Annotated in this window: 18 protein-coding genes; 8 read left to right on the top strand and 10 right to left on the bottom strand. The window is 60.9% G+C overall.

What is annotated here, in order from left to right:
- Positions 1-66: 66 nt before the first annotated feature.
- Together TK42_RS11145 and ilvA are read right to left on the bottom strand one after the other, a co-directional pair.
- Positions 67-480, bottom strand: a complete 414-nt coding sequence (locus tag TK42_RS11145) for a DUF2269 family protein (RefSeq protein ID WP_103734211.1) — start codon at positions 478-480, stop codon at positions 67-69.
- 40 nt (positions 481-520) lie between these two features.
- A complete protein-coding gene (ilvA, locus tag TK42_RS11140) occupies positions 521-2,035 on the bottom strand; it encodes a threonine ammonia-lyase, biosynthetic (RefSeq protein ID WP_032878878.1) in 1,515 nt (504 codons plus the stop codon).
- 138 nt (positions 2,036-2,173) lie between these two features.
- Here ilvA and rpiA point away from each other — a divergent pair, with 138 nt between their 5' ends.
- Together rpiA and TK42_RS11130 are read left to right on the top strand one after the other, a co-directional pair.
- The gene (gene rpiA, locus TK42_RS11135; RefSeq protein WP_032878877.1) at positions 2,174-2,845 is read left to right on the top strand and encodes a ribose-5-phosphate isomerase RpiA; all 672 of its coding nucleotides are present in this window, start codon (positions 2,174-2,176) and stop codon (positions 2,843-2,845) included.
- Between the two features lie 317 nt (positions 2,846-3,162).
- Positions 3,163-5,109 (top strand): autotransporter domain-containing protein, encoded by a 1,947-nt coding sequence (locus tag TK42_RS11130; RefSeq protein WP_103734210.1) that lies wholly within the window; start codon positions 3,163-3,165, stop codon positions 5,107-5,109.
- Here the strand turns inward: TK42_RS11130 and TK42_RS11125 are convergent, their stop codons facing one another.
- The 4 genes from TK42_RS11125 to TK42_RS11110 form a co-directional block, all read right to left on the bottom strand.
- Positions 5,110-6,018: an SdiA-regulated domain-containing protein gene (locus TK42_RS11125; RefSeq protein WP_032878873.1), complete on the bottom strand. Its 909-nt coding sequence runs from the start codon at positions 6,016-6,018 to the stop codon at positions 5,110-5,112.
- 121 nt (positions 6,019-6,139) lie between these two features.
- Positions 6,140-7,063: an SdiA-regulated domain-containing protein gene (locus TK42_RS11120; protein ID WP_103734209.1), complete on the bottom strand. Its 924-nt coding sequence runs from the start codon at positions 7,061-7,063 to the stop codon at positions 6,140-6,142.
- A gap of 250 nt (positions 7,064-7,313) precedes the next feature.
- The gene (locus TK42_RS11115) at positions 7,314-7,979 is read right to left on the bottom strand and encodes a fumarylacetoacetate hydrolase family protein (protein WP_032878871.1); all 666 of its coding nucleotides are present in this window, start codon (positions 7,977-7,979) and stop codon (positions 7,314-7,316) included.
- A gap of 22 nt (positions 7,980-8,001) precedes the next feature.
- Positions 8,002-9,396, bottom strand: coding sequence for an FAD-binding oxidoreductase (locus TK42_RS11110; protein WP_103734208.1), 1,395 nt, complete (start codon positions 9,394-9,396; stop codon positions 8,002-8,004).
- 205 nt (positions 9,397-9,601) lie between these two features.
- Between TK42_RS11110 and serA the strand changes: the two genes are divergently transcribed.
- Entirely contained in the window at positions 9,602-10,831 is a 1,230-nt protein-coding gene (gene serA, locus TK42_RS11100) for a phosphoglycerate dehydrogenase (protein WP_005792342.1), read from the top strand.
- A 64-nt stretch (positions 10,832-10,895) separates the two neighbouring features.
- Here serA and TK42_RS11095 read toward each other — a convergent pair whose 3' ends face one another.
- The gene (locus tag TK42_RS11095; protein WP_103734207.1) at positions 10,896-11,336 is read right to left on the bottom strand and encodes a DUF4399 domain-containing protein; all 441 of its coding nucleotides are present in this window, start codon (positions 11,334-11,336) and stop codon (positions 10,896-10,898) included.
- Positions 11,337-11,470: 134 nt separating this feature from the next.
- On the opposite strand from TK42_RS11095, the gene TK42_RS11090 reads away from it, so the two are divergent.
- Entirely contained in the window at positions 11,471-11,965 is a 495-nt protein-coding gene (locus TK42_RS11090) for a transporter substrate-binding domain-containing protein (protein WP_103734206.1), read from the top strand.
- 133 nt (positions 11,966-12,098) lie between these two features.
- On the opposite strand, the gene TK42_RS11085 is transcribed toward TK42_RS11090, so the two are convergent.
- A complete protein-coding gene (locus TK42_RS11085) occupies positions 12,099-12,731 on the bottom strand; it encodes a 2OG-Fe(II) oxygenase (RefSeq protein WP_005792345.1) in 633 nt (210 codons plus the stop codon).
- A gap of 132 nt (positions 12,732-12,863) precedes the next feature.
- On the opposite strand from TK42_RS11085, the gene TK42_RS11080 reads away from it, so the two are divergent.
- Positions 12,864-13,616: a DUF2059 domain-containing protein gene (locus tag TK42_RS11080; protein ID WP_032878866.1), complete on the top strand. Its 753-nt coding sequence runs from the start codon at positions 12,864-12,866 to the stop codon at positions 13,614-13,616.
- A gap of 100 nt (positions 13,617-13,716) precedes the next feature.
- Here TK42_RS11080 and TK42_RS11075 read toward each other — a convergent pair whose 3' ends face one another.
- Positions 13,717-14,658 carry an alpha/beta hydrolase gene (locus tag TK42_RS11075; RefSeq protein ID WP_103734260.1) on the bottom strand — a complete coding sequence of 314 codons (942 nt, stop codon included), beginning with the start codon at positions 14,656-14,658 and terminating at the stop codon, positions 13,717-13,719.
- A 99-nt stretch (positions 14,659-14,757) separates the two neighbouring features.
- On the opposite strand from TK42_RS11075, the gene TK42_RS11070 reads away from it, so the two are divergent.
- Together TK42_RS11070 and TK42_RS11065 are read left to right on the top strand one after the other, a co-directional pair.
- Positions 14,758-15,333: a DUF6436 domain-containing protein gene (locus TK42_RS11070; RefSeq protein WP_103734205.1), complete on the top strand. Its 576-nt coding sequence runs from the start codon at positions 14,758-14,760 to the stop codon at positions 15,331-15,333.
- A gap of 26 nt (positions 15,334-15,359) precedes the next feature.
- Complete coding sequence (locus TK42_RS11065) at positions 15,360-17,714, top strand: penicillin acylase family protein (protein ID WP_103734204.1); 2,355 nt, start codon at positions 15,360-15,362, stop codon at positions 17,712-17,714.
- 10 nt (positions 17,715-17,724) lie between these two features.
- Here TK42_RS11065 and TK42_RS11060 read toward each other — a convergent pair whose 3' ends face one another.
- Positions 17,725-18,690 carry a GlxA family transcriptional regulator gene (locus TK42_RS11060; protein WP_103734203.1) on the bottom strand — a complete coding sequence of 322 codons (966 nt, stop codon included), beginning with the start codon at positions 18,688-18,690 and terminating at the stop codon, positions 17,725-17,727.
- 240 nt (positions 18,691-18,930) lie between these two features.
- Here TK42_RS11060 and TK42_RS11050 point away from each other — a divergent pair, with 240 nt between their 5' ends.
- Positions 18,931-19,572, top strand: a complete 642-nt coding sequence (locus tag TK42_RS11050) for an HD domain-containing protein (protein ID WP_032878860.1) — start codon at positions 18,931-18,933, stop codon at positions 19,570-19,572.
- Positions 19,573-19,680 lie beyond the last annotated feature (108 nt).

Below are 19,680 nucleotides of genomic sequence, written 5' to 3'. Positions count from 1 at the left end.
ACATTTGGAATGCATTCCCCTGTGGGAGCTGGCTTGCCTGCGATGAAGGCGACGCGATCTAACGCTTTAAACCGGCTTGGCGCCCATCAGCCCTGCAATCGCCACAAACCCCACCAGGCTGACCACCGCCAGCACCAGGGTAAAATTCAGGCTGCCGCCCTCACCCTTGCGCAGGCGATTAAGGCGCGCCACCAGCCAGAACCACGCCAGCGCCGCCACGGTGTAGAGGATGCTGGAGCCTAAAATCCAGGTTTGCCCCAGGGGCCAGCCGATCAGGTGCACCAGCCGCCAACCGGTGAACGGCATACTGACCAGGCAAATGCCCATCAGCAGCCACACGAACGCCCATGGGCGTTGCACGATGACCGCCGGGCCGGCACTGCGTTTACGCCAGGCCAGTACGGCCAGGCCGAGGCCGCTGAGCAGCAGCAACACGGTGGCGGTGATGTGGATAACCTTGAGGGTGGTCAGTGTTTCCATGGTCTCGATTCCTTAAAGGCCGCTCAGTCAGCGTAGTCGCTCAACCGAGGAACAACTGGTAGGCCGGGTTTTCGCTTTCATCCCAGTACGGGTAGCCGATTTCAGCCAGGGCTGCCGGCACCAGGTGGCGCTCGTCCGCCGGCACTTGCAGCCCGGCGACCACACGCCCGTCCGCTGCACCGTGGTTGCGATAGTGGAACATCGAAATGTTCCAGCGCCCGCCCAGCTTGTGCAAGAAGTTGAACAAGGCGCCCGGACGCTCCGGAAATTCGAAGCGAAACACCACCTCATCGCTGACTTTGGCCGCATGGCCGCCCACCATATGGCGAATGTGCAACTTGGCCAGTTCGTTTTCGGTCAGGTCCAGCACGGGGAAACCCTGGCTGGTCAGGCTGGCGATCAGTGCGCTGCGCGGATCGTTTTCCGGGTGGGTCTGCACGCCGACGAAGATGTGCGCTTCGCTGCCGGAGTGGTAGCGGTAATTGAATTCGGTGATCTGGCGCTTGCCCACGGCCTCGCAGAACGCCTTGAAACTGCCCGGCTGCTCGGGGATGGTTACCGCGATGATGGCTTCGCGGCCTTCACCCAGCTCGGCACGCTCGGCCACATGGCGCAGGCGATCGAAGTTGACGTTGGCGCCAGAGTCGATGGCGACAAAGGTCTGGCCGCTGACGCCGCGAGTCTCGACGTACTTCTTGATCCCGGCCACGCCCAACGCGCCTGCCGGCTCGGTGATGGAGCGTGTGTCGTCGTAGATATCCTTGATCGCCGCGCAGATTTCATCGGTGCTGACGGTGATCACTTCATCCACATGATCCTTGCAGATGTCGAAGGTGTGCTGACCGATCTGCGCCACCGCCACGCCATCGGCAAAGATTCCTACGGTCGGCAGCACCACGCGCTCGCCTGCCGCCATGGCGGCTTGCAGGCAGTTGGAGTCGTCCGGCTCGACGCCGATGATCTTGATTTCCGGACGCAGGTATTTCACATACGCCGCAATACCGGCGATCAGCCCGCCGCCGCCCACCGGTACGAAAATCGCGTCCAGCGGCCCCGGGTGCTGGCGCAGGATTTCCATCGCCACGGTGCCCTGCCCGGCAATGGTGTGTGGATCATCGTAAGGGTGAATGTAGACGTAGCCTTTTTCGTCGACCAGCTTGAGCGAATAGGCCAGGGCTTCCGGGAAGGAATCACCGTGCAGCACCACTTTGCCGCCCCGCGAGCGCACGCCTTCGACCTTGATCTCCGGGGTGGTCTTGGGCATCACGATGGTGGCCTTGACCCCCAGAACCTTGGCCGCCAGGGCCAGGCCCTGGGCATGGTTGCCCGCCGATGCCGTGACCACGCCACGGGCGCGTTCCTCGCTGCTCAATTGGGTCAGCTTGTTGTAGGCGCCGCGAATCTTGAACGAGAACACCGGCTGCAAGTCTTCGCGCTTGAGCCAGACCTTGTTGCCCAACCGCTCGGAGAGCTGGCGGGCAGTCTGCAAGGGAGTTTCCACGGCGATGTCATACACGCGCGAGGTGAGGATCTTTTTGACGTAGTCTTCAAGCATCGGCAGGCATCTACTTCACGAGTTGGGCAGGGCCAAGGAGTCTAACCCAGCGTTTGGGCGGGCGACCACACGAATCCGGAGGTTTTGTTGGGTTATACTCGCGCCCCTCGATAACTCCCCGCCCGTTCCGGAGCCCGCATGACCCAGGATCAACTCAAACAGGCAGTGGCCCAGGCCGCCGTCGATTTAATCCTTCCCAAACTCGACGACAAGAGCATCGTCGGTGTCGGCACCGGCTCCACTGCCAACTGCTTTATCGACGCGCTGGCCCAACACAAGGGCGCGTTCGACGGCGCCGTGGCGAGTTCCGAAGCCACCGCTGCACGCCTTAAAGGCCATGGCATTCCGGTGTACGAGCTCAACACCGTGAGCGACCTGGAGTTCTACGTGGACGGCGCCGATGAAAGCGACGAACACCTGAACCTGATCAAGGGCGGTGGCGCGGCCCTGACCCGCGAGAAAATCGTCGCGGCCGTGGCCAAGACCTTCATCTGCATCGCCGATGCCAGCAAGCTGGTGCCGGTGCTCGGCGCCTTCCCGCTGCCGGTGGAAGTCATCCCAATGGCTCGCAGCCACGTAGCCCGCGAACTGGTGAAACTGGGCGGCGACCCGGTGTACCGCGAAGGTGTACTGACCGACAACGGCAACATCATCATTGATGTGTTCAATATGCAGATCACCAATCCGGTGGAGCTGGAGACGCAGATCAATGCCATCGTCGGTGTGGTCACCAACGGCCTGTTCGCCGCACGCCCGGCGGATGTGCTGCTGCTGGGCACCCCGGAAGGCGTGAAAACCCTCAAGGCTTAACAACACCACAACTCCAATGTGGGAGGGGCGGTGCGACGATTCGACTTGCTCCCGATAGCAGTGTGTCAGTCAGAATATCTGGTACTGATACACCCAATCGGGAGCAAGCCCCCTCCCACATTTGCAGCACTCCTATCCAAAACCGTGCGCTCGGTCACGGCACGCCAAGTCCCGCCTGGTATCCAATCGGATACAAATTACAGCCACGCGACCCACGCGTTTAACAATGCGTCAATTTGCAGCCGCCCACGGAATGAGGCGCGCATTGTGCAAAGGGTCTGGGCTTTGAACATTCCCATCACCTCAAGGAAGACCTTGTGATAAAGCCCCTAGCCATCGCCATCAGCGTTGCCGGTGCCCTGCTGTCCGCGCAAGCCCAAGCTTACGAGTACGGCCAGCACGCCAACACCACCCTGGAAAAACTGATCAATGACTACCCCGGTCGTTATCGCGGCACGGCCAATTTTGCCGGCGCTGCTGATTGGATGCAGAGCCAGATGGGCGCGGCCTATTCCATCAGCCGCCAGGACTTCACCTGGAGCAGCGGCAGCCGTGCTGCGCAAAACGTGGTGGCCTACGCCGCCGGCACCAAGCCGCAGTACGTGGTGATTGGCGCGCATTTCGACACCTACTTCGGCCGCCCCACCCTGCAAGGCCTGGATGACAATGGCTCCGGTGCCAGCGTGCTGACCGAGGTGGCGAAGAACCTCGGCGGCCTGTCATTGGAAAATGGCCTGCAAATCGTCGGATTCGGCGCGGAAGAAGAAGGTTTGCGCGGCTCCCGGGCCTTTGTTGACTCGCTGAGCGCCAGCCAGCGCGCCAATATGCTTGCGATGATCAATCTCGACAGCCTGATCACCGGCGACATGATGTATGCCCACGCCGGCCAGAACAGCACCGACAACCCGGCCCTGGCGTCATTGCGCGAGCACACGTTTCAGATCGCCAAGGAGTTGAATATCCCGCTATTCACCAACCCCGGCCTGGACCCGCAATACCCCAAAGGCACAGGCTGCTGCAGTGATGGTGAACCTTTCGAGCCGCTGAATATCCCGATCCTTTATGTAGAAGCCACCAACTGGGAACTGGGCGATCTGGACGGTTATACCCAGACCGACAACCCGAAAATCCCAGGCGGCTCGACCTGGCACGAGCCGAGCGAAGACAACAAAGGCGTACTCACCGACGCCTTCGGCCAGGCGCGCATCGACCAGCGCCTGCGTGACTATTCACGCTTGCTCAGCCGCCTGGTGCTGGAACTGACCAACGCCGACCTGATGGCCTCGACGGCGTCCGGCGGTGCCGTCGCACGCAACATGCAGGACAACCTGCAACGTCAGCATCAAGCCATGGTGCGCCTGCACGATCGCCGCTGGCTGACCCTGCAGGCCGCCAGCCGCGAGGTGGGCAGCTTTGATGGCGAGATCGGCGTGGACGGCGAATATAGCCCGGACAGCGGTTTCGACACGGCCCCCAACCCCGAAGCCCGACGCCTGGGCCTGCACGCCCTTGGCGATTATCAGCTGACCCCAAGCCTGAATATCGGTGCCAGCCTGAGCTACCTCAACGGGCGCGACAAACTGGAGCATCGCGGCAAACTGGACAGCGACACCTGGCAGGCAGCCGTGTACGCGCTGCTCAATGATGGCGGGCCAAGCTGGCTGGCCGGTGACCTGAGCATCGGCCACACGCGTTTCGATTCCAAACGCAACCTGATCATCCAGGCCAATGGCGGGCCGATCCTGCTCAATCAGCAACTGACGGGCGAGACTGATGCCCTGGCGTTGGGCGCGCGGGTGCTGGGCGGCTACGACTTTGACTTCGGTGCGCTCAAGAGCGGGCCTTTCGCCGGCCTGGACTACAGCCACTACCGCATCGACACGTTCCACGAAAAACAGAACCTGCGCACCGCCCTGCAGTATGAAGAGCAGTCTTTCGACTCCCTGCAAGCCAGCCTCGGCTGGCGCGTGCGTGGCGCTGTCGCCCTGCCCTACAGCCTGAGCCTGATGCCGTATGCAGACATCGCCTGGGTCAAGGAAATGGCCGATGGCCGCTTGGATGACCTGCAACTGACAGCCCGCGCCGATGGCCAGGCGCGCACCGCTCGGCTCGGCTCAGCAGACAAGAGCTTTGGTCGCGCACAAATCGGCAGCCAATTGGCGATCACCCCGCAGTTGGGGGTGTATGCCGAGGTCAATGGCCGCCTGGGTCATGCCGAAGGCAGCCAGACCGGCTATACGCTGGGCGTGCAATGGATGTTCTGATCAGGTTTTTTTGAACACGTAAAACAGGTTCGGCTCGCTGACCATATACAGCGTGCCCTCGTCATCCATGGCAATCCCTTCGGCCTGAGGCACGCGCTTGCTCAGGCCATGGCGCCCTTTAAGCAACGACAAACTGCTTAAGGGGCGACCGTCGATGTCCAGCTCCAAAACCAGGAACGATTCATCCGACAGCGCCAGCAGATGGCCGCTGCGCTCGTCGTATTGCAGGCTCGACAGGTCGCGCACAAACAGTCCGGCATCGCGCTTGGGGTTGTTGATCACGTGCACCGAGTAGGTTTTTTCCGCCTTGAAATGCGGGAAGCCATGCACTTCATAGATCAGCATCGGGTCGCGCTCCTTGGCGACGAACAGACGCTTGCCCACCGAATCATAGGCCAGGCCCTCGAACCCCTTGTTGCTGCCGATATGTACGCCGAGGGTCATCTGCTCCGCGTCGGCGGCGTCGAGGAAGGTTGTGTCGTCGTCCACATGCACCTTGATCAGCCGCTGCTGGCGCTCATCGCTGATGACGTAAATGTTGTCACTGATAAACTCCACAGCCTCTGCATCGCCAAACCCCACCAGTGGAATGCGCCGCAGGATCTTGCCCTCCAGGGACAGCTCCACCAGCTCAGCGTTTTTATTGGTGACGGTAAACAGGCTTTTGCGCACCGGATCGTAGGTGAGGGCCGAGACATCATCGTCGAGCCCTTCGATCACCTGGCCTTCCAGGGTCACGCGGTAATCTGCCAGGCCAATGGCGCGCTCATCGGCAGGCTGGCGCCACACCTGCCAGTTGAACCAGGCACGCTCGAACAGACGAAACTGCTGCGCAACGACCCCGGCGGCAACCAGGGCAAGCAACAGCAAGATGAAAACAGCAGGTTTGGGGCGGGCAAGTCGACGCATCGGGGCGGGCTCAGTGAAAAAACTGGCGAATAGATATCAAGGTCGCCTGAATTTAAACTTAAACGCGCCGAACTGTCTGGCGAATGCCGTTTATAAAGAAAAGTCTGACGTAATTCGTCAGTTATTTCTGCTTTTCAAAACGATAGAACAAGTTGGGTTCACTGACCATGTACAGGTTGCCGCTCTCATCCAGGGTCACCCCTTCGGCGCGCGGGATGGTGTCTTTCAGGCCGTTGAAGCCACCGAGCAAGGTCATGAAGCTGACTTGCTCGCCTGTTTCGTCCAGTTCCAGCAACAGGTGGGAATCGGCCGACAGCACCAGCAAGTGCCCAGTGCGCGGGTCAATGGACAAGGCCGAAAGGTTGCGCACATCCAGTTCGGTGCTGGCCAGCTTTTGCTTGTCGCCGGTCAGCGTGTTGCCATCGCTCTTCCACGTGAACAAGGCCGGCGGCCGCTCTTCGCCCAGTACAAGCTGCTGATTGCGCTTGTCCCACGCGATCGCTTCAAAGGCTTTGTTCTGGTCTTTGGAGGGGCCCAGGTCATGGCTTGGGAAATCAGCTTTGTTCAGCGCCGTGGTGCCGGCGTCCACCTTTACCACGGTCACGGTGTGATCGCGTTCATCTACCACGGCCATCGAGCCGTTTTCCATCACCGTCACGCCCTCAGGATTGTTCCAGCCATTGAGCGGCATCTTGCGCAATACGTCGCCTTGCAGGCTCAGCTCCACGAGAAACGGGTTTTTGCCCATGACGGAAAACAGGGTTTTGGTCTGGGGGTTGTAGGACAGGTCGGAAGCCTCATCCTTCTCCATACCGGGCAGCGGCTTGGCGTCGATGACCGCCTGATAGTCCGGGAGCCAAACACTCTCCTGGCGTTCAACCGGGCTCTCGAAGCGCTCCAGCACCCACAGCACACCGCGATCATCCCAGTGCATGGCCCAGGCCACGCCATACAGAACGGCACCGGCCAAAAATACCCAGGAATACCAGCGCATGGACAAGCGCGAGCGAAGCGAGGTTTTCGAAGTGGGTAGAGGCACGGCCATTGAGCGCTTTTCCGGAAAGTCAGCTGTATGGGATAGCACAGGATTCAACGGCCTGCGCGCAAGAGGCTGGGATTATCCGGATGGCGTGTGAAAAAAATGCAAAAGCCCATACTTGGGATATACACAAAACCAATGTGGGAGGGGCGGTGCGACGATTCGACTTGCTCCCGATTGCGGTCTGTCTGCCAGCTTATTTGTAGCTGACCCACCGCTATCGGGAGCAAGCCCCCTCCCACAGTTTGGCCGTTACTTAGCGCACGACGCTTTCGAAACGGTTCACACCCGCCAGCTCCAACACCAGCTCATCCCCCACATTCAACGGGCCTACGCCTGCCGGAGTGCCGGTGAGAATCACATCACCCGCCTGCAGGGAGAAGCAGCCCGCCATGTGCTGGATCATCGGTACGATCGGGTTGAGCATCTGCGCGCTGTTGCCATCCTGGCGCACTTCGCCGTTGATGGTCAGGCGTATGCCGATGTCGGTCACGTCCGCAAAGGTACTGCTGACGACGAAGGGGGCAAGCACCGCCGCGCCGTCGAAGCACTTGGCGATTTCCCACGGTAGGCCCTTGGATTTCAGCTCGGCCTGTTTGTCGCGCAGGGTCAGGTCCAGCGCCGGGGCGAAGCCGGAGATGGCGTCGAGGACTTCTTCGCGGTTTGGCTTGTTCGACAACGGCTTGCCGATCAACACCGCGATTTCCACCTCGTAATGCACCGAACCACGTTCGGTGGGAATCGCAAAACCACCTTCCAACGGCACCACGCAGCTACCGGGCTTGATGAACAGCAAAGGCTCGGTGGGCACCGGGTTATCCAGCTCCTTGGCGTGTTCGACGTAGTTACGCCCGATGCACACCAGTTTGCCCACAGGGAAGTGGATGTTGGTGCCGTCGACATACTTGTGCTGGTAGCTCATGGAACGACTCCTTCAGGTGCGGTTAAACCGCGAAGATTTTGCCAGGGTTCATGATCCCGTTCGGGTCGAACACGGCCTTCACAGCCTTCATGTACTCGATTTCAACCGGCGAGCGGCTGTAGGTCAGGTAATCACGCTTGGTCATGCCCACGCCGTGTTCGGCGGAAATCGAGCCGTTGTACTTGGCGACGGTTTCGAACACCCACTTGTTCACAGTGGCACACTTGGCGAAGAACTCGTCCTTGCTCAGGTTTTCGGGCTTGAGGATGTTCAAGTGCAGATTACCGTCACCGATATGACCGAACCAGACGATTTCGAAATCCGGGTAGTGTTCGCCGACGATCGCATCAATTTCGCTCAAGAATGCCGGCACTTTGGAGACGGTGACCGAAATATCGTTCTTGTACGGTGTCCAGTGGGAGATGGTCTCGGAGATGTACTCGCGCAGCTTCCACAGGTTGTGCAACTGGGTTTCACTCTGGCTCATCACACCGTCCAGTACCCAGCCCTGCTCGACGCAATGCTCGAACGTTTCCAGCGCATGGTTGGCGACTTCTTCAGTGGTGGCTTCGAATTCCAGCAGCGCGTAGAACGGGCACTCGGTTTCGAATGGCGCCGGCACATCGCCACGGCCGAGGACTTTAGCCAGGGCCTTGTCGGAGAAAAATTCGAAGGCGGTCAGGTCCAGCTTGCTCTGGAACGCGTGCAGCACCGGCATGATCGAGTCGAAGTCGGTGGTGCCGAGTACCATGGCGGTGAGGCTTTTCGGGGCACGGTCCAGGCGCATGGTGGCTTCGACCACAAACCCCAGGGTGCCCTCAGCGCCGATAAACAGCTGGCGCATGTCGTAGCCGGTGGCGTTTTTGATCAGGTCGCGGTTCAGTTCCAGCACATCGCCCTTGCCGGTAACGACTTTCATGCCGGCCACCCAATTGCGGGTCATGCCGTAGCGAATCACCTTGATCCCGCCGGCATTGGTGCCGATATTACCGCCAATCTGGCTGGAACCGGACGAGGCAAAATCCACCGGATAGTACAGGCCGTTTTCTTCAGCGACGTTCTGCAATTGCTTGGTGACCACGCCCGGCTGGCACACGGCGGTGCGGTCGGTAAGGTTCACGTCGAGGATCTGGTTCATATAGTCGAACGACACCACCACTTCGCCATTGGCCGCGACTGCCGCTGCCGACAGGCCGGTGCGCCCACCGGACGGCACCAGTGCTACCTTGTGCTCGTTGGCCCAACGGACGATGGCCTGCACCTGCTCAGTGGTCTTGGGAAACACGATAGCGCTGGGCGCGGGGGCGAAGTGCTTGGTCCAATCCTTGCCGTAAGCCTCCAGGGAGTCGGCATCGGTCAGCACTTTGCCGGGCTCAACCAGGGTCTTTAGCTCATCAATCAGGGCAGGATGGGTCATCGACAGAACTCTCGAACAATTCATGGTCATCCTGAGAACGCTTCACGTCGCAGGAATAGGTGTTTAGCGGGGTGCGTATGCTAGCATACCGCCCCCGCAGGACAGACCCAAAGGGCGTTTCTGCGGTGACGGCTTTCCTGCCGTCCGGGTCAGCTTGCGCTGCTCGACTCCCTGCCAATTTTCTCCGGGATACAGGTTTACGCAGATGAGCAAGACTTCTCTCGATAAGAGCAAGATCAAGTTCCTTCTTCTGGAAGGCGTCCACCCATCGGCTGTCGACGTTCTGAAAGCCGCCGGGTACACCAGCATTGAGTACATCACCAGTTCTCTGCCGGAAGCCCAGCTCAAGGAAAAGATCGCCGACGCGCACTTTATCGGCATTCGCTCCCGCACTCAGCTGACCGAAGAGATCTTCGACCACGCCAAGAAACTCGTGGCGGTCGGTTGTTTCTGCATCGGCACCAACCAGGTTGACCTCAACGCAGCGCGCGAACGCGGTATCGCGGTGTTCAACGCCCCGTACTCCAACACCCGTTCCGTAGCGGAGCTGGTATTGGCCGAGGCCATCCTGCTGCTGCGCGGTATCCCAGAGAAGAACGCCTCCTGCCACCGTGGCGGCTGGATCAAAAGCGCGGCCAACTCCTTCGAGATCCGCGGCAAGAAGCTGGGTATCGTCGGTTACGGCTCGATCGGCACTCAACTGTCGGTGCTGGCCGAAGGCCTGGGTATGCAGGTGTTCTTCTATGACACCCTGACCAAGCTGCCATTGGGCAACGCGACTCAAGTCGCCAGCCTGACCGAACTGCTGGGCATGTCCGATATCGTCACGCTGCACGTTCCGGAAACGGCCGAGACCCAGTGGATGATCGGCGAGAAGGAAATCCGCGCGATCAAGAAAGGCGGGATCCTGATCAACGCCGCTCGCGGCACTGTGGTCAAGCTCGATGCCCTGGCCGACGCAATCAAGGACAAGCACCTGATCGGCGCCGCCATCGACGTGTTCCCGGTGGAGCCACGCTCCAACGACGACATCTTCGAAAGCCCGCTGCGTGGCCTGGATAACGTGATCCTGACCCCGCACATCGGCGGCTCCACCGCTGAAGCCCAAGCCAACATCGGCCTGGAAGTCTCGGAAAAACTGGTCAAGTACAGCGACAACGGTACCTCGGTATCGTCGGTCAACTTCCCGGAAGTGGCCCTGCCGGCTCACCCGGGCAAGCACCGCCTGCTGCACATCCACCAGAACATCCCGGGCGTGATGATGGAGATCAACAAGGTCTTCGCGGAAAACGGCATCAACATCTCCGGTCAGTTCCTGCAGACCAACGAGAAGGTCGGCTACGTGGTCATCGACGTCGACGCCGAGTACTCGGACCTAGCGCAAGAGAAGCTGCAGCACATCAACGGCACTATCCGTAGCCGCGTGTTGTTCTAAGGTTTCAACCGCACCACGAAAAAGGGAGCCCCTCGGGGCTCCCTTTTTTGCATCTGAACAAATCTTACTTGACGTTAACCGTGATGACTTTCGAGGCTACCGTAGGCTCGAACTGGCGATGCACGTTGTCGCCAGCCACCAGTTGCAAGGTGTGCTTGCCTGGCGTGAGGGTCAGCTCGGTCTCGGTTTGCGCCTTGCCGAAGTGAATCGAGGTAGGCGTGGCCGGGATCGCTTCGTTTGCGTTGAGCGCCCCCACTTCCTGATCTACCAGCAGGTGATGATGGCCGGCGCCCGGTACCTGTTTGTCGATCGGCTCCAGGTCCAGGCCCTTGATGCCAAATTTGACGGTGAAGGTTTTGTCGACAGTAGCGCCGTCTTTGGGCGAGACAATGAACACTTCAGCACCAGCAGGAGCCGGTGTGCGCGGCTGGTCGGCAGCGCTGGCCAACATCGAAGCACCCAGCAGCAGGGACGCCAGGGTTGCACGGGACAAAAGGGCTTTCATTCGCTTCTCCAGTTTTTCAGTGAAATCTGTAGGGTTATGACAACTTCGCGATAAATTGCGGTCCAAGGCACCCGACACCATAGCAAAACGATGCTGAACAGCGCCTCGTCCATTCGAATTCTCTAGGAGTGACCATGCGCTTTTCGCCTGGCCTGTTACTGTTGCTTGCCCTTCTGAGCCCATTGGCCCATGCCGAGCTGATCGATGACGTCAATGATCGCGGCGAACTGCGTATAGCCCTGGAAGCCAACACCCCGCCGTTCAATTTCAAGGAAGGCGACAAGCTCACCGGCTTTGAAGTGGAACTGGGTGAGCAACTGGCGAAAGAAATGGACGTACGCTCCTCGTTTATCACCACCGATGATGCCGACCTGATGAACGGCGTGGCGACCGGCAAATACGATGTGGCAATCAACCATATCGCTATGACTGCCGAGCTGAAGGATCGTTTCGATGTCAGCGCCGCTTATAACGATAAACCTGAACTGGTGATCCCGTTTCAGAAGGGCAACCCCGCGTTCAAGAGCAGCCTGGACAAGGCGCTGGAGCGGATGAAAGCGGATGGCCGCTTGAAGGCGCTGGCGCAGAAGTGGTTTGAGAGCCGAACACCGATAGTCAAGACACAGTAGGTCAAATGTGGGAGGGGGCTTGCTCCCGATTACTGAGTGCCAGTCACGGCATCTGTTGACTGAGCCACCGCTATCGGGAGCAAGCCCCCTCCCACATTTTGTCCAAGGCAAGACTTTAGAATCCTTTGCCTGCCTAAAACGGCTCGTTGCCCCGCCGGCGAAACCAGCCGGTCAGGGACAGGCGTTCGCGCGTGGCCGGCAGTACCTCGTGGGGCACCTCGCCCGACAAAAACACCACCAGGCAGCCGCCGGTGGGCACCACGTCATATTCGACGCCGCCCTTGAGGTACATGCGCAACTGGCCGCCATGCTCGGGCAGCCAGGCGTCGTTCAAGTAGATCACCGCCGAGACCATGCGCCGGTCGTCGTCACGAAAGCGGTCCACATGCTTGAGGTAAAACGCACCGGGTGGGTACATCGCGAAGTGGCTTTCGAAATCTTCCAGCCCAAGGAACAGGCTGCGGTTCATTGCCAGGCGCAGGCTGTCCATGACGGCCATATAGGTGTCGCAAACCGCCGCGTCGCCCTCTTCCAGCCACTGAATATGATCACCGCGAATACCCTCGCGAATCTCCTGGGCCGGCCCGCGCCCGACTGCCGCCGGTGCCAGCTCACCTTCGGCCGCACGTTTATGGCACTCAGCCGCCAGTTCCAGGGTCAGAGCCTGGGGCAGGAAGCCATTCTGCTGCGACCAGCCTTTTTCGGCCAAGTCGTCAACGATACGTTGCAGCAGCGGGTCATCGAGGGATATTTGCATGGCGCGCATAGTATCCATACGCCTGAGAATCCGACAGCGCCGTCGAGCGCCCGAATGCACTTTAAATCAGCTGTCTGATAGGACTTCTCGACAAATCCTACGCCCGACACGGACAATAGTGGCCGACTGACAGGAGTCCATATGCGTCGTTTGTTTTTTACCGTGTTGATGTTCTGCGTTTTGCCCGCCTGGGCAGACGGCCATGACCAGTTGTACAAGGTTGCCGGCTGGGCCGAACAACGTGCGCATTTCAATGACGCCCTCAGTGCCGCCCAGCAACGCTACCGCAATAGCCTGCCGCCGGTGGTGTATCAGGCGCTGGTGGACAACAGCAATAAGCGCTTTGGCGCCCAAGCCATGGATCAGCGTGCCGAGGCGCAACTGCGCAAGCACCTGGCCAACCCGAAACCGGCCCTGGCGTTCTTCCAATCGCCCCTGGGCCGCAAGATCGTCGCCGCAGAATTGCTGGCCACGCGCCGCGACCAGTTGGCGAAAAACGCCCAGGGCTTGCCGAAAATCCAGGCCGACGCCACCCGCAGCCTGATCATCGGCCATCTGGCCCAAGCCCTGCCCGCGCGCGAGGCCGGTGCAGAAGTCAGCCTGGCGATTGCCGGTGTAGCGGCCGACAGCTTGAGCCAGATGATCCCCGGTTTGCTTGGCGGCGGTCAGGCCCAGGGTATGTTGAATGGGCAGCGCGAACGGTTGATGCAACAAATCGACAAGGACCTGAACAACACGCTGTTGTACGTCTACCGGGATTTGTCCGACCCGGAGCTGGAAGAGTTCGCTACGTTTGCCGAATCGCCGGAAGGTAAGGCGTATTACCAGGCGGCCCTGGCAGCCATTCGCGCAGGGCTGGCTGTCGGCCAAAGCACCTCAAGCCTGACGCAGTAATTGTGGGAGGGGGCTTGCTCCCGATAGCAGAGTGTCAGTCACCAGATATATGACTGACACACCGCAATCGGGGCAAGCCCCCGCCCACATTTAAAATGCGTTAGTTCAGGTGATCGGTGAGGTACTCGAAGTACTCATTACGAATCTCTGGAATCTCATTGGCCAAGTGATGCCTGCCCCGCGGCAGCATCAACACCTCGGGCTGGGCGAACTTCCCCCGCAGCACGCGCAAGTTGTGCTGCCAATCCACCGTCATATCCTCCTCACCCTGCACGATCACCGGCCGCCGTGGGCTGCGGGGTGCGGCTTCGATGCGTTTGATCCAGCGCGCCAGCGCCCCTACCCAAGCGGTGGGCAATTGTCGCGGCTGCAGTGGGTCGGCTTCAAGGAACGGTTTGAACGCAGGGTCGTTGGAGTTATCGCTGAAGCGTCGGGCGATGCCTTTGACGAACGGGCGCAGCAGGTAATAGCTGACCTGCGACCATCCCCAGGCACGCGGCCGCACCAGCGGTGAGAGCAGGAAGGTCTTGCCCTGGGCCGGGCTGTCGGCGCCGTGGTTGAGCAAGTGATCCACCACAATGGCGCCGCCGGTGCTTTGCCCGAACAGGTGCCAGGGTTGCGGCAATTGCAGCGCCTTGGCCTCAGCGAACAACGCCTGCACCACGCTCTGGTACACCGCAAACTCATCGATGCTGGCGCGCGGGCCGCTGGACAAGCCGTGGCCCGGCAAGTCGCAGGCGATCACCACAAAGCCCTGGTCCAGCGCCCAATCCACCACATGGCGGTACAACCCCATGTGGTCGTAGAAACCGTGGAACATGAACATCGTTGCCACCGGCGCAGGCGGCCACCATACCTGGGCCACCACTTCAAACCCGTCCACTTCCAAGCGCCCCAACCGGCTCACCGCCGGCACCTTGCGAGCGGCCAGGTCAAGCCCATAGAAACGTTGATAGACCCTTGCCTCGGCGCTAAGCGGTTGCGCGTCCACCAGGGGCCGCAAGCTTTCGCGCAGATGATCAGGGTCAAAGGTGACGGGCATAAAGGCTTCCAGACTGGCGGTGAAGATGAATATCGAGCTGCGATATTCATCTGTCAGGACAAGCATGGCAAGCTACGCGACCTGCGAGGATACCTTTGAATGCGACCGCCTTACCGCAACGCCCTGTTCGCCAGCCTGATCCTGGTTATCTGCGCCGGCGTGCTGTGGGCCGCGTATGACTGGTTCCAGGGCCGCTACCTGCGCGCCTTCAGCGAGCACACGGCGGTATTCTCCGGCGATGCGCTGCAACTGCCCGCCGCCCTCAGCGGCCCTGGCCCGATTCGCCTGGTGCACTTCTGGGACCCGGCCTGCCCGTGCAATGTCGGCAACCAGCAACACCTGGGTGAGCTGATCGAGCAGTACGAGCCCCAAGGGGTCGAGTTTTACGCCCTGCAAAAAGCCGGTAGCCACGGCACCCTGCCCGACAACCTGCGCCACATGAAAATCCTCGACGCCCTGCCCGGCGCCGATCGCATACCCGCCAGCCCGGCCGTGGGCATCTGGGACCGCACAGGCAAACTGGCCTATTTCGGCCCCTACAGCGAAGGGCTGACGTGCAATGCCAGCAACAGTTTTATCGAACCCATTCTCAAGGCCCTTGGAACCGGACGCGAAGTGAATGCCACTCACACCCTCGCGGTAGGCTGCTATTGTTCGTGGCCTAAGGATCAGTAGCCCGTCCACTCTGGTAAGGAATGTTCATGAAGCGCGTCTTGCAGATTTTCGCGGTGCTGATTGCGCTGGTCGCCCTCGGCGCCGGTTGGTATGTCTACAGCAAGCAGCCCACGCGTCAGGGCACAGCGACCCTGGCCCACCTGCAAAGCTCGGTCACGGTGCGCTACGACGACCGTGGCGTACCGCATATCCGTGCCGAGAACGAGGCTGACCTGTACCGCGCCCTGGGCTATGTGCATGCCCAGGACCGGCTGTTCCAGATGGAGGTCATGCGGCGCCTGGCCCGTGGCGAACTGGCCGAAGTGCTGGGGCCCAAACTGCTTGAGACCGACAAGCTGTTTCGCAGCCTGCGCATTCGTGAGCGCGCCTTGAGCTACGCAGAGCACATGGACCCCGACTCAGCGTCGTCCAAAGCCCTGCAAGCCTATCTGGACGGGATCAACCAATATCAGGACAGCCACGCCAGCCCCATGGAGTTCGACGTGCTGGGCATCCCCAAGCGCCGCTTTACCGTCGAGGACAGCATCAGCGTCGCCGGGTACATGGCTTACAGCTTTGCCGCCGCCTTTCGTACCGAGCCGGTGCTGACTTACGTACGTGACCATCTGGGCAGCGACTACCTGAAAGTGTTCGATCTCGACTGGCAACCCAAGGGTGCGCTCAACCTGGCGGCCAGTGACTGGCAAACCCTCGGCGCCATCGCCGCCCTGAGTGAGCAGGCCCTGGCCGACAACGGCCTGCCGCAGTTCGAGGGCAGCAACGCCTGGGCCGTCAGCGGCAGCCATACCAAAAGCGGCAAGCCGTTGCTGGCGGGTGATCCGCATATTCGCTTCTCGGTGCCATCGGTGTGGTACGAGGCGCAGCTGTCGGCGCCAGGCTTTGAGCTGTACGGCTATCACAACGCGCTGGTGCCGGTGGCGTTCCTGGGGCACAACCTGGACTTCGGCTGGAGCCTGACCATGTTCCAGAACGACGACCTTGATCTGGTCGCCGAGAAGGTCAACCCGGACAACCCCAACCAGGTCTGGTATCACGGCCAATGGGTCGACATGACCAGCAGCGAGCAACAGATCCAGGTCAAGGGCCAGGCGCCGGTGACCCTCACGCTGCGCCGTTCGCCCCACGGCCCGATCATCAATGACGTGCTCGGCGAGAACGCGGGCAGCACGCCAATTGCCATGTGGTGGGCGTTCCTGGACACCGAAAACCCGATCCTCGACGGCTTCTACCAACTCAACCGCGCCGATACCCTGGCCAAGGCACGTGCCGCGGCCGCCAAGGTGTCGGCACCGGGCCTGAACATCATATGGGCCAATGCCAAGGGCGATATCGGCTGGTGGGCGGCAGCGCAGTTGCCGATCCGCCCGGCCGGCGTCAACCCGGCGTTCATCCTCGATGGCAGCACCGCCCAGGCCGACAAGTTGGGCTTCTACCCGTTCAGCGCCAACCCCCAGGAAGAGAACCCGGCACGTGGCTATGTGGTCTCCGCCAACGCCCAACCGGTATCGCCCACCGGCATGGAGATCCCGGGCTACTACAACCTCGCGGACCGTGGCCAGCAGTTGAACGCGCAGTTGAGCGACAACAGCGTGAAGTGGGATGTAAGCAACAGCCAGGCTTTGCAACTGGGCACCACCACCGCCTACGGCCCACGCCTGCTCGCACCGCTGCTGCCGGTGCTGCGCGAAGGGATCAAGGACCCGGCTCAGCTCAAGCTGGTGGAACAGCTCGCAAGCTGGAAAGGCGACTACCCGCTGGACTCCACCAGTGCCACGCTGTTCAACCAGTTCCTGTTCAACCTTGCCGACGCGACCTTCCACCCGAAGCTGGGCGATGCACTGTTCAAGACCCTGATCACCACCCGTGTGATCGACGCGGCGTTGCCACGCCTGGCAGCCTCGGCGGACTCACCCTGGTGGGAGGGCAAGCGCGCGGATATCGTCAAGCTCGCCTGGGACAACAGCCTGGCCCACCTCAAGACGACCTTCGGCGACGACCCGGCGCAGTGGCAGTGGGGCAAGGCGCACACCTTGACCCATGGTCATCCGCTGGGCATGCAGAAACCGCTGGATAAGCTCTTCAACGTCGGCCCGTTCGCCGCACCGGGCAGCCACGAAGTGCCGAATAACCAGACCGCCGCGATCGGCCCGGCGCCATGGCCGGTGACCTATGGGCCTTCGACACGGCGCCTGATCGACTTCGCCGACCCTGCCCACGCACTGACCATCAACCCAGTGGGACAAAGCGGCGTACCGTTTGATGCTCACTATGGTGATCAGGCGCAAAGCTATATCGAAGGCGGGTATGAGCAGGCGCATTTCAGTGATGAGGAAGTGACGGCCAATACCCGAGGCACCCTGAAACTGTTGCCTGCCAGATAGCTGTTTATCGCTACACCGGCGCCGCAAAGTTAAGCCTGAACTGTTGCGGCGTGACGCCCAGGCGGCGATTGAACACGCTGCGCATGTGCTGGGCGTCGCGAAATCCGCATTGATAGGCCACCGTCTTGAGTGGCGCCGGGCTGCTTTCGAGCATCACCCGCGCCGCATCCACCCGCGCTCTCTCGACAAATTCCGCCGGCGTGATCCGCGCTTCACGGGCGAACACCCGGGAGAAATTGCGCGCACTCATATTGGCCGCCCTGGCCAAATCGGCAATGGTCAAATCCCCGGTCAGGTTGGCCAGCACGTACAACTGCACCAGCGCCACCGCCGAAGTGGCCTCGGCATGGGGAGTGAGAAACGGGCTGAACTGCGATTGCCCGCCCGAGCGTTGGGTGAACACCACCAGGCGCTTGGCCACGCTCAGCGCCACTTCCGGGCCGTGATCCTGGGCCAGCAGGTACAGCGAAAGATCGATACCCGCCGTGACCCCGGCCGAGGTGTAGAGGTTACCGTCCTGCACATAGAGACGGTCGGCCTCGACCTGGGCAGAAGGGCACAGGCGCGCCAGGCTGGCGGCGTCATTCCAGTGGGTAGTGACAGTTTTACCGTCCAGCAGACCGGCGCGGGCCAGCATGAAGGCGCCGTTGCAGATCGAGCCGAAGCGCTGTGCCCTGGCAGCGGCACCGCGCAGCCACTCATCAAACTGAGGGCCGAAATCTTCGAAAGGCAGTTGCGGGCCGCCCGCTACCAGCAACAGGTCGTAGGGCTGCCGGGCTTCGCTGTAGTGCTTGTGCGCCTGCAATGACAGGCCATTGGAGGCAGCCAGAGTGCCGTGGCCGAAACCGATCACCTCCAGGCGGTAGTGATCGTCAGGCGCCAGGAAGCGGTTGGCCTCGCAGAACACATCCATGGGCCCGGTCACGTCCAGTGACTGGACGCCGGGGAAGATCAGGATCGCGACGGTTTTGTGCATGGGAGACCTTTATCTCTGGGCTGACGCAAAACCCTGTGGGAGCTGGCTTGCCTGCGATGCAGACACCTGGGCTCATCAGGTATACCGAGGTGATGCTATCGCAGGCAAGCCAACTCCCACATTAGATCGCGCGCAGCCTTGGCGCGATGTGGCAGCACATTGGCCGAAAACGCGCCCTCGTCTCGATAGCTGCGTCGCCCAAGCGCGAACAGACTGGATGCTTTCCAGAGGAGCACCACCATGAACACCACCATCGCCGGCATCAAAATCCCCGACAGCGCCTTGGCCAAAGCCACCACTGAATACATCCGCGACATCGAATCCGACCTGCTGTACCACCACTCGCGCCGGGTATTTCTGTTCGGCGCCTTGAGCGGAGAGCGCAAGCAACTGGCCTACAACCCGGAGCTGCTGTATGTCGGCGCAATGTTCCACGACCTGGGCCTGGTGGAAGGTCATCGCAGTGACGACCAGCGTTTCGAAGTGGACGGTGCCAATGCCGCCGCCGCGTTCCTCAAGCCTTACGGGCTGAGCGATGACGATATCGAACAAGTGTGGTTGTCCATCGCCCTGCACACCACACCGGGTGTGCCGCAACACCTGCGCCCCACCGTGGCGCTGGTGACCGCCGGGGTGGAGATGGACGTGCTGGGCATGGACTACGCCGCATTTTCCACGGTGCAGCGCGAAGCGGTGGTGCATGCGCATCCACGCGGTGAAGGGTTCAAGGAGTGCATCATCTGCGCGTTTGCCGACGGCTTGCGCCATCGCCCGCAGACCACGTTTGGCAACGTGAAGACGGATGTGCTGGTGGATCAGGAGCCGGGGTTCAGGCCGATGAATTTTGTCGAGGTGATTCGCACGTCGCCGTGGTTGGCGTAGCTGAGTTGAAATGCGATCAAATGTGGGAGGGGGCTTGCCCCCGATGGCGGTGTGTCAGTCAGCAAATCTGATACTGATACACCGCTATCGGGAGCAAGCCCCCTCCCA

The sequence above is a fragment of the Pseudomonas sp. GZJR-8 genome (genome assembly GCF_002916705.1).
GTDB classification, from domain to species: domain Bacteria; phylum Pseudomonadota; class Gammaproteobacteria; order Pseudomonadales; family Pseudomonadaceae; genus Aquipseudomonas; species Aquipseudomonas synxantha_A.
The sequence above is the reverse complement of the archived record's forward strand: the minus strand, read 5'-3'. Positions and strand labels throughout refer to the sequence as shown.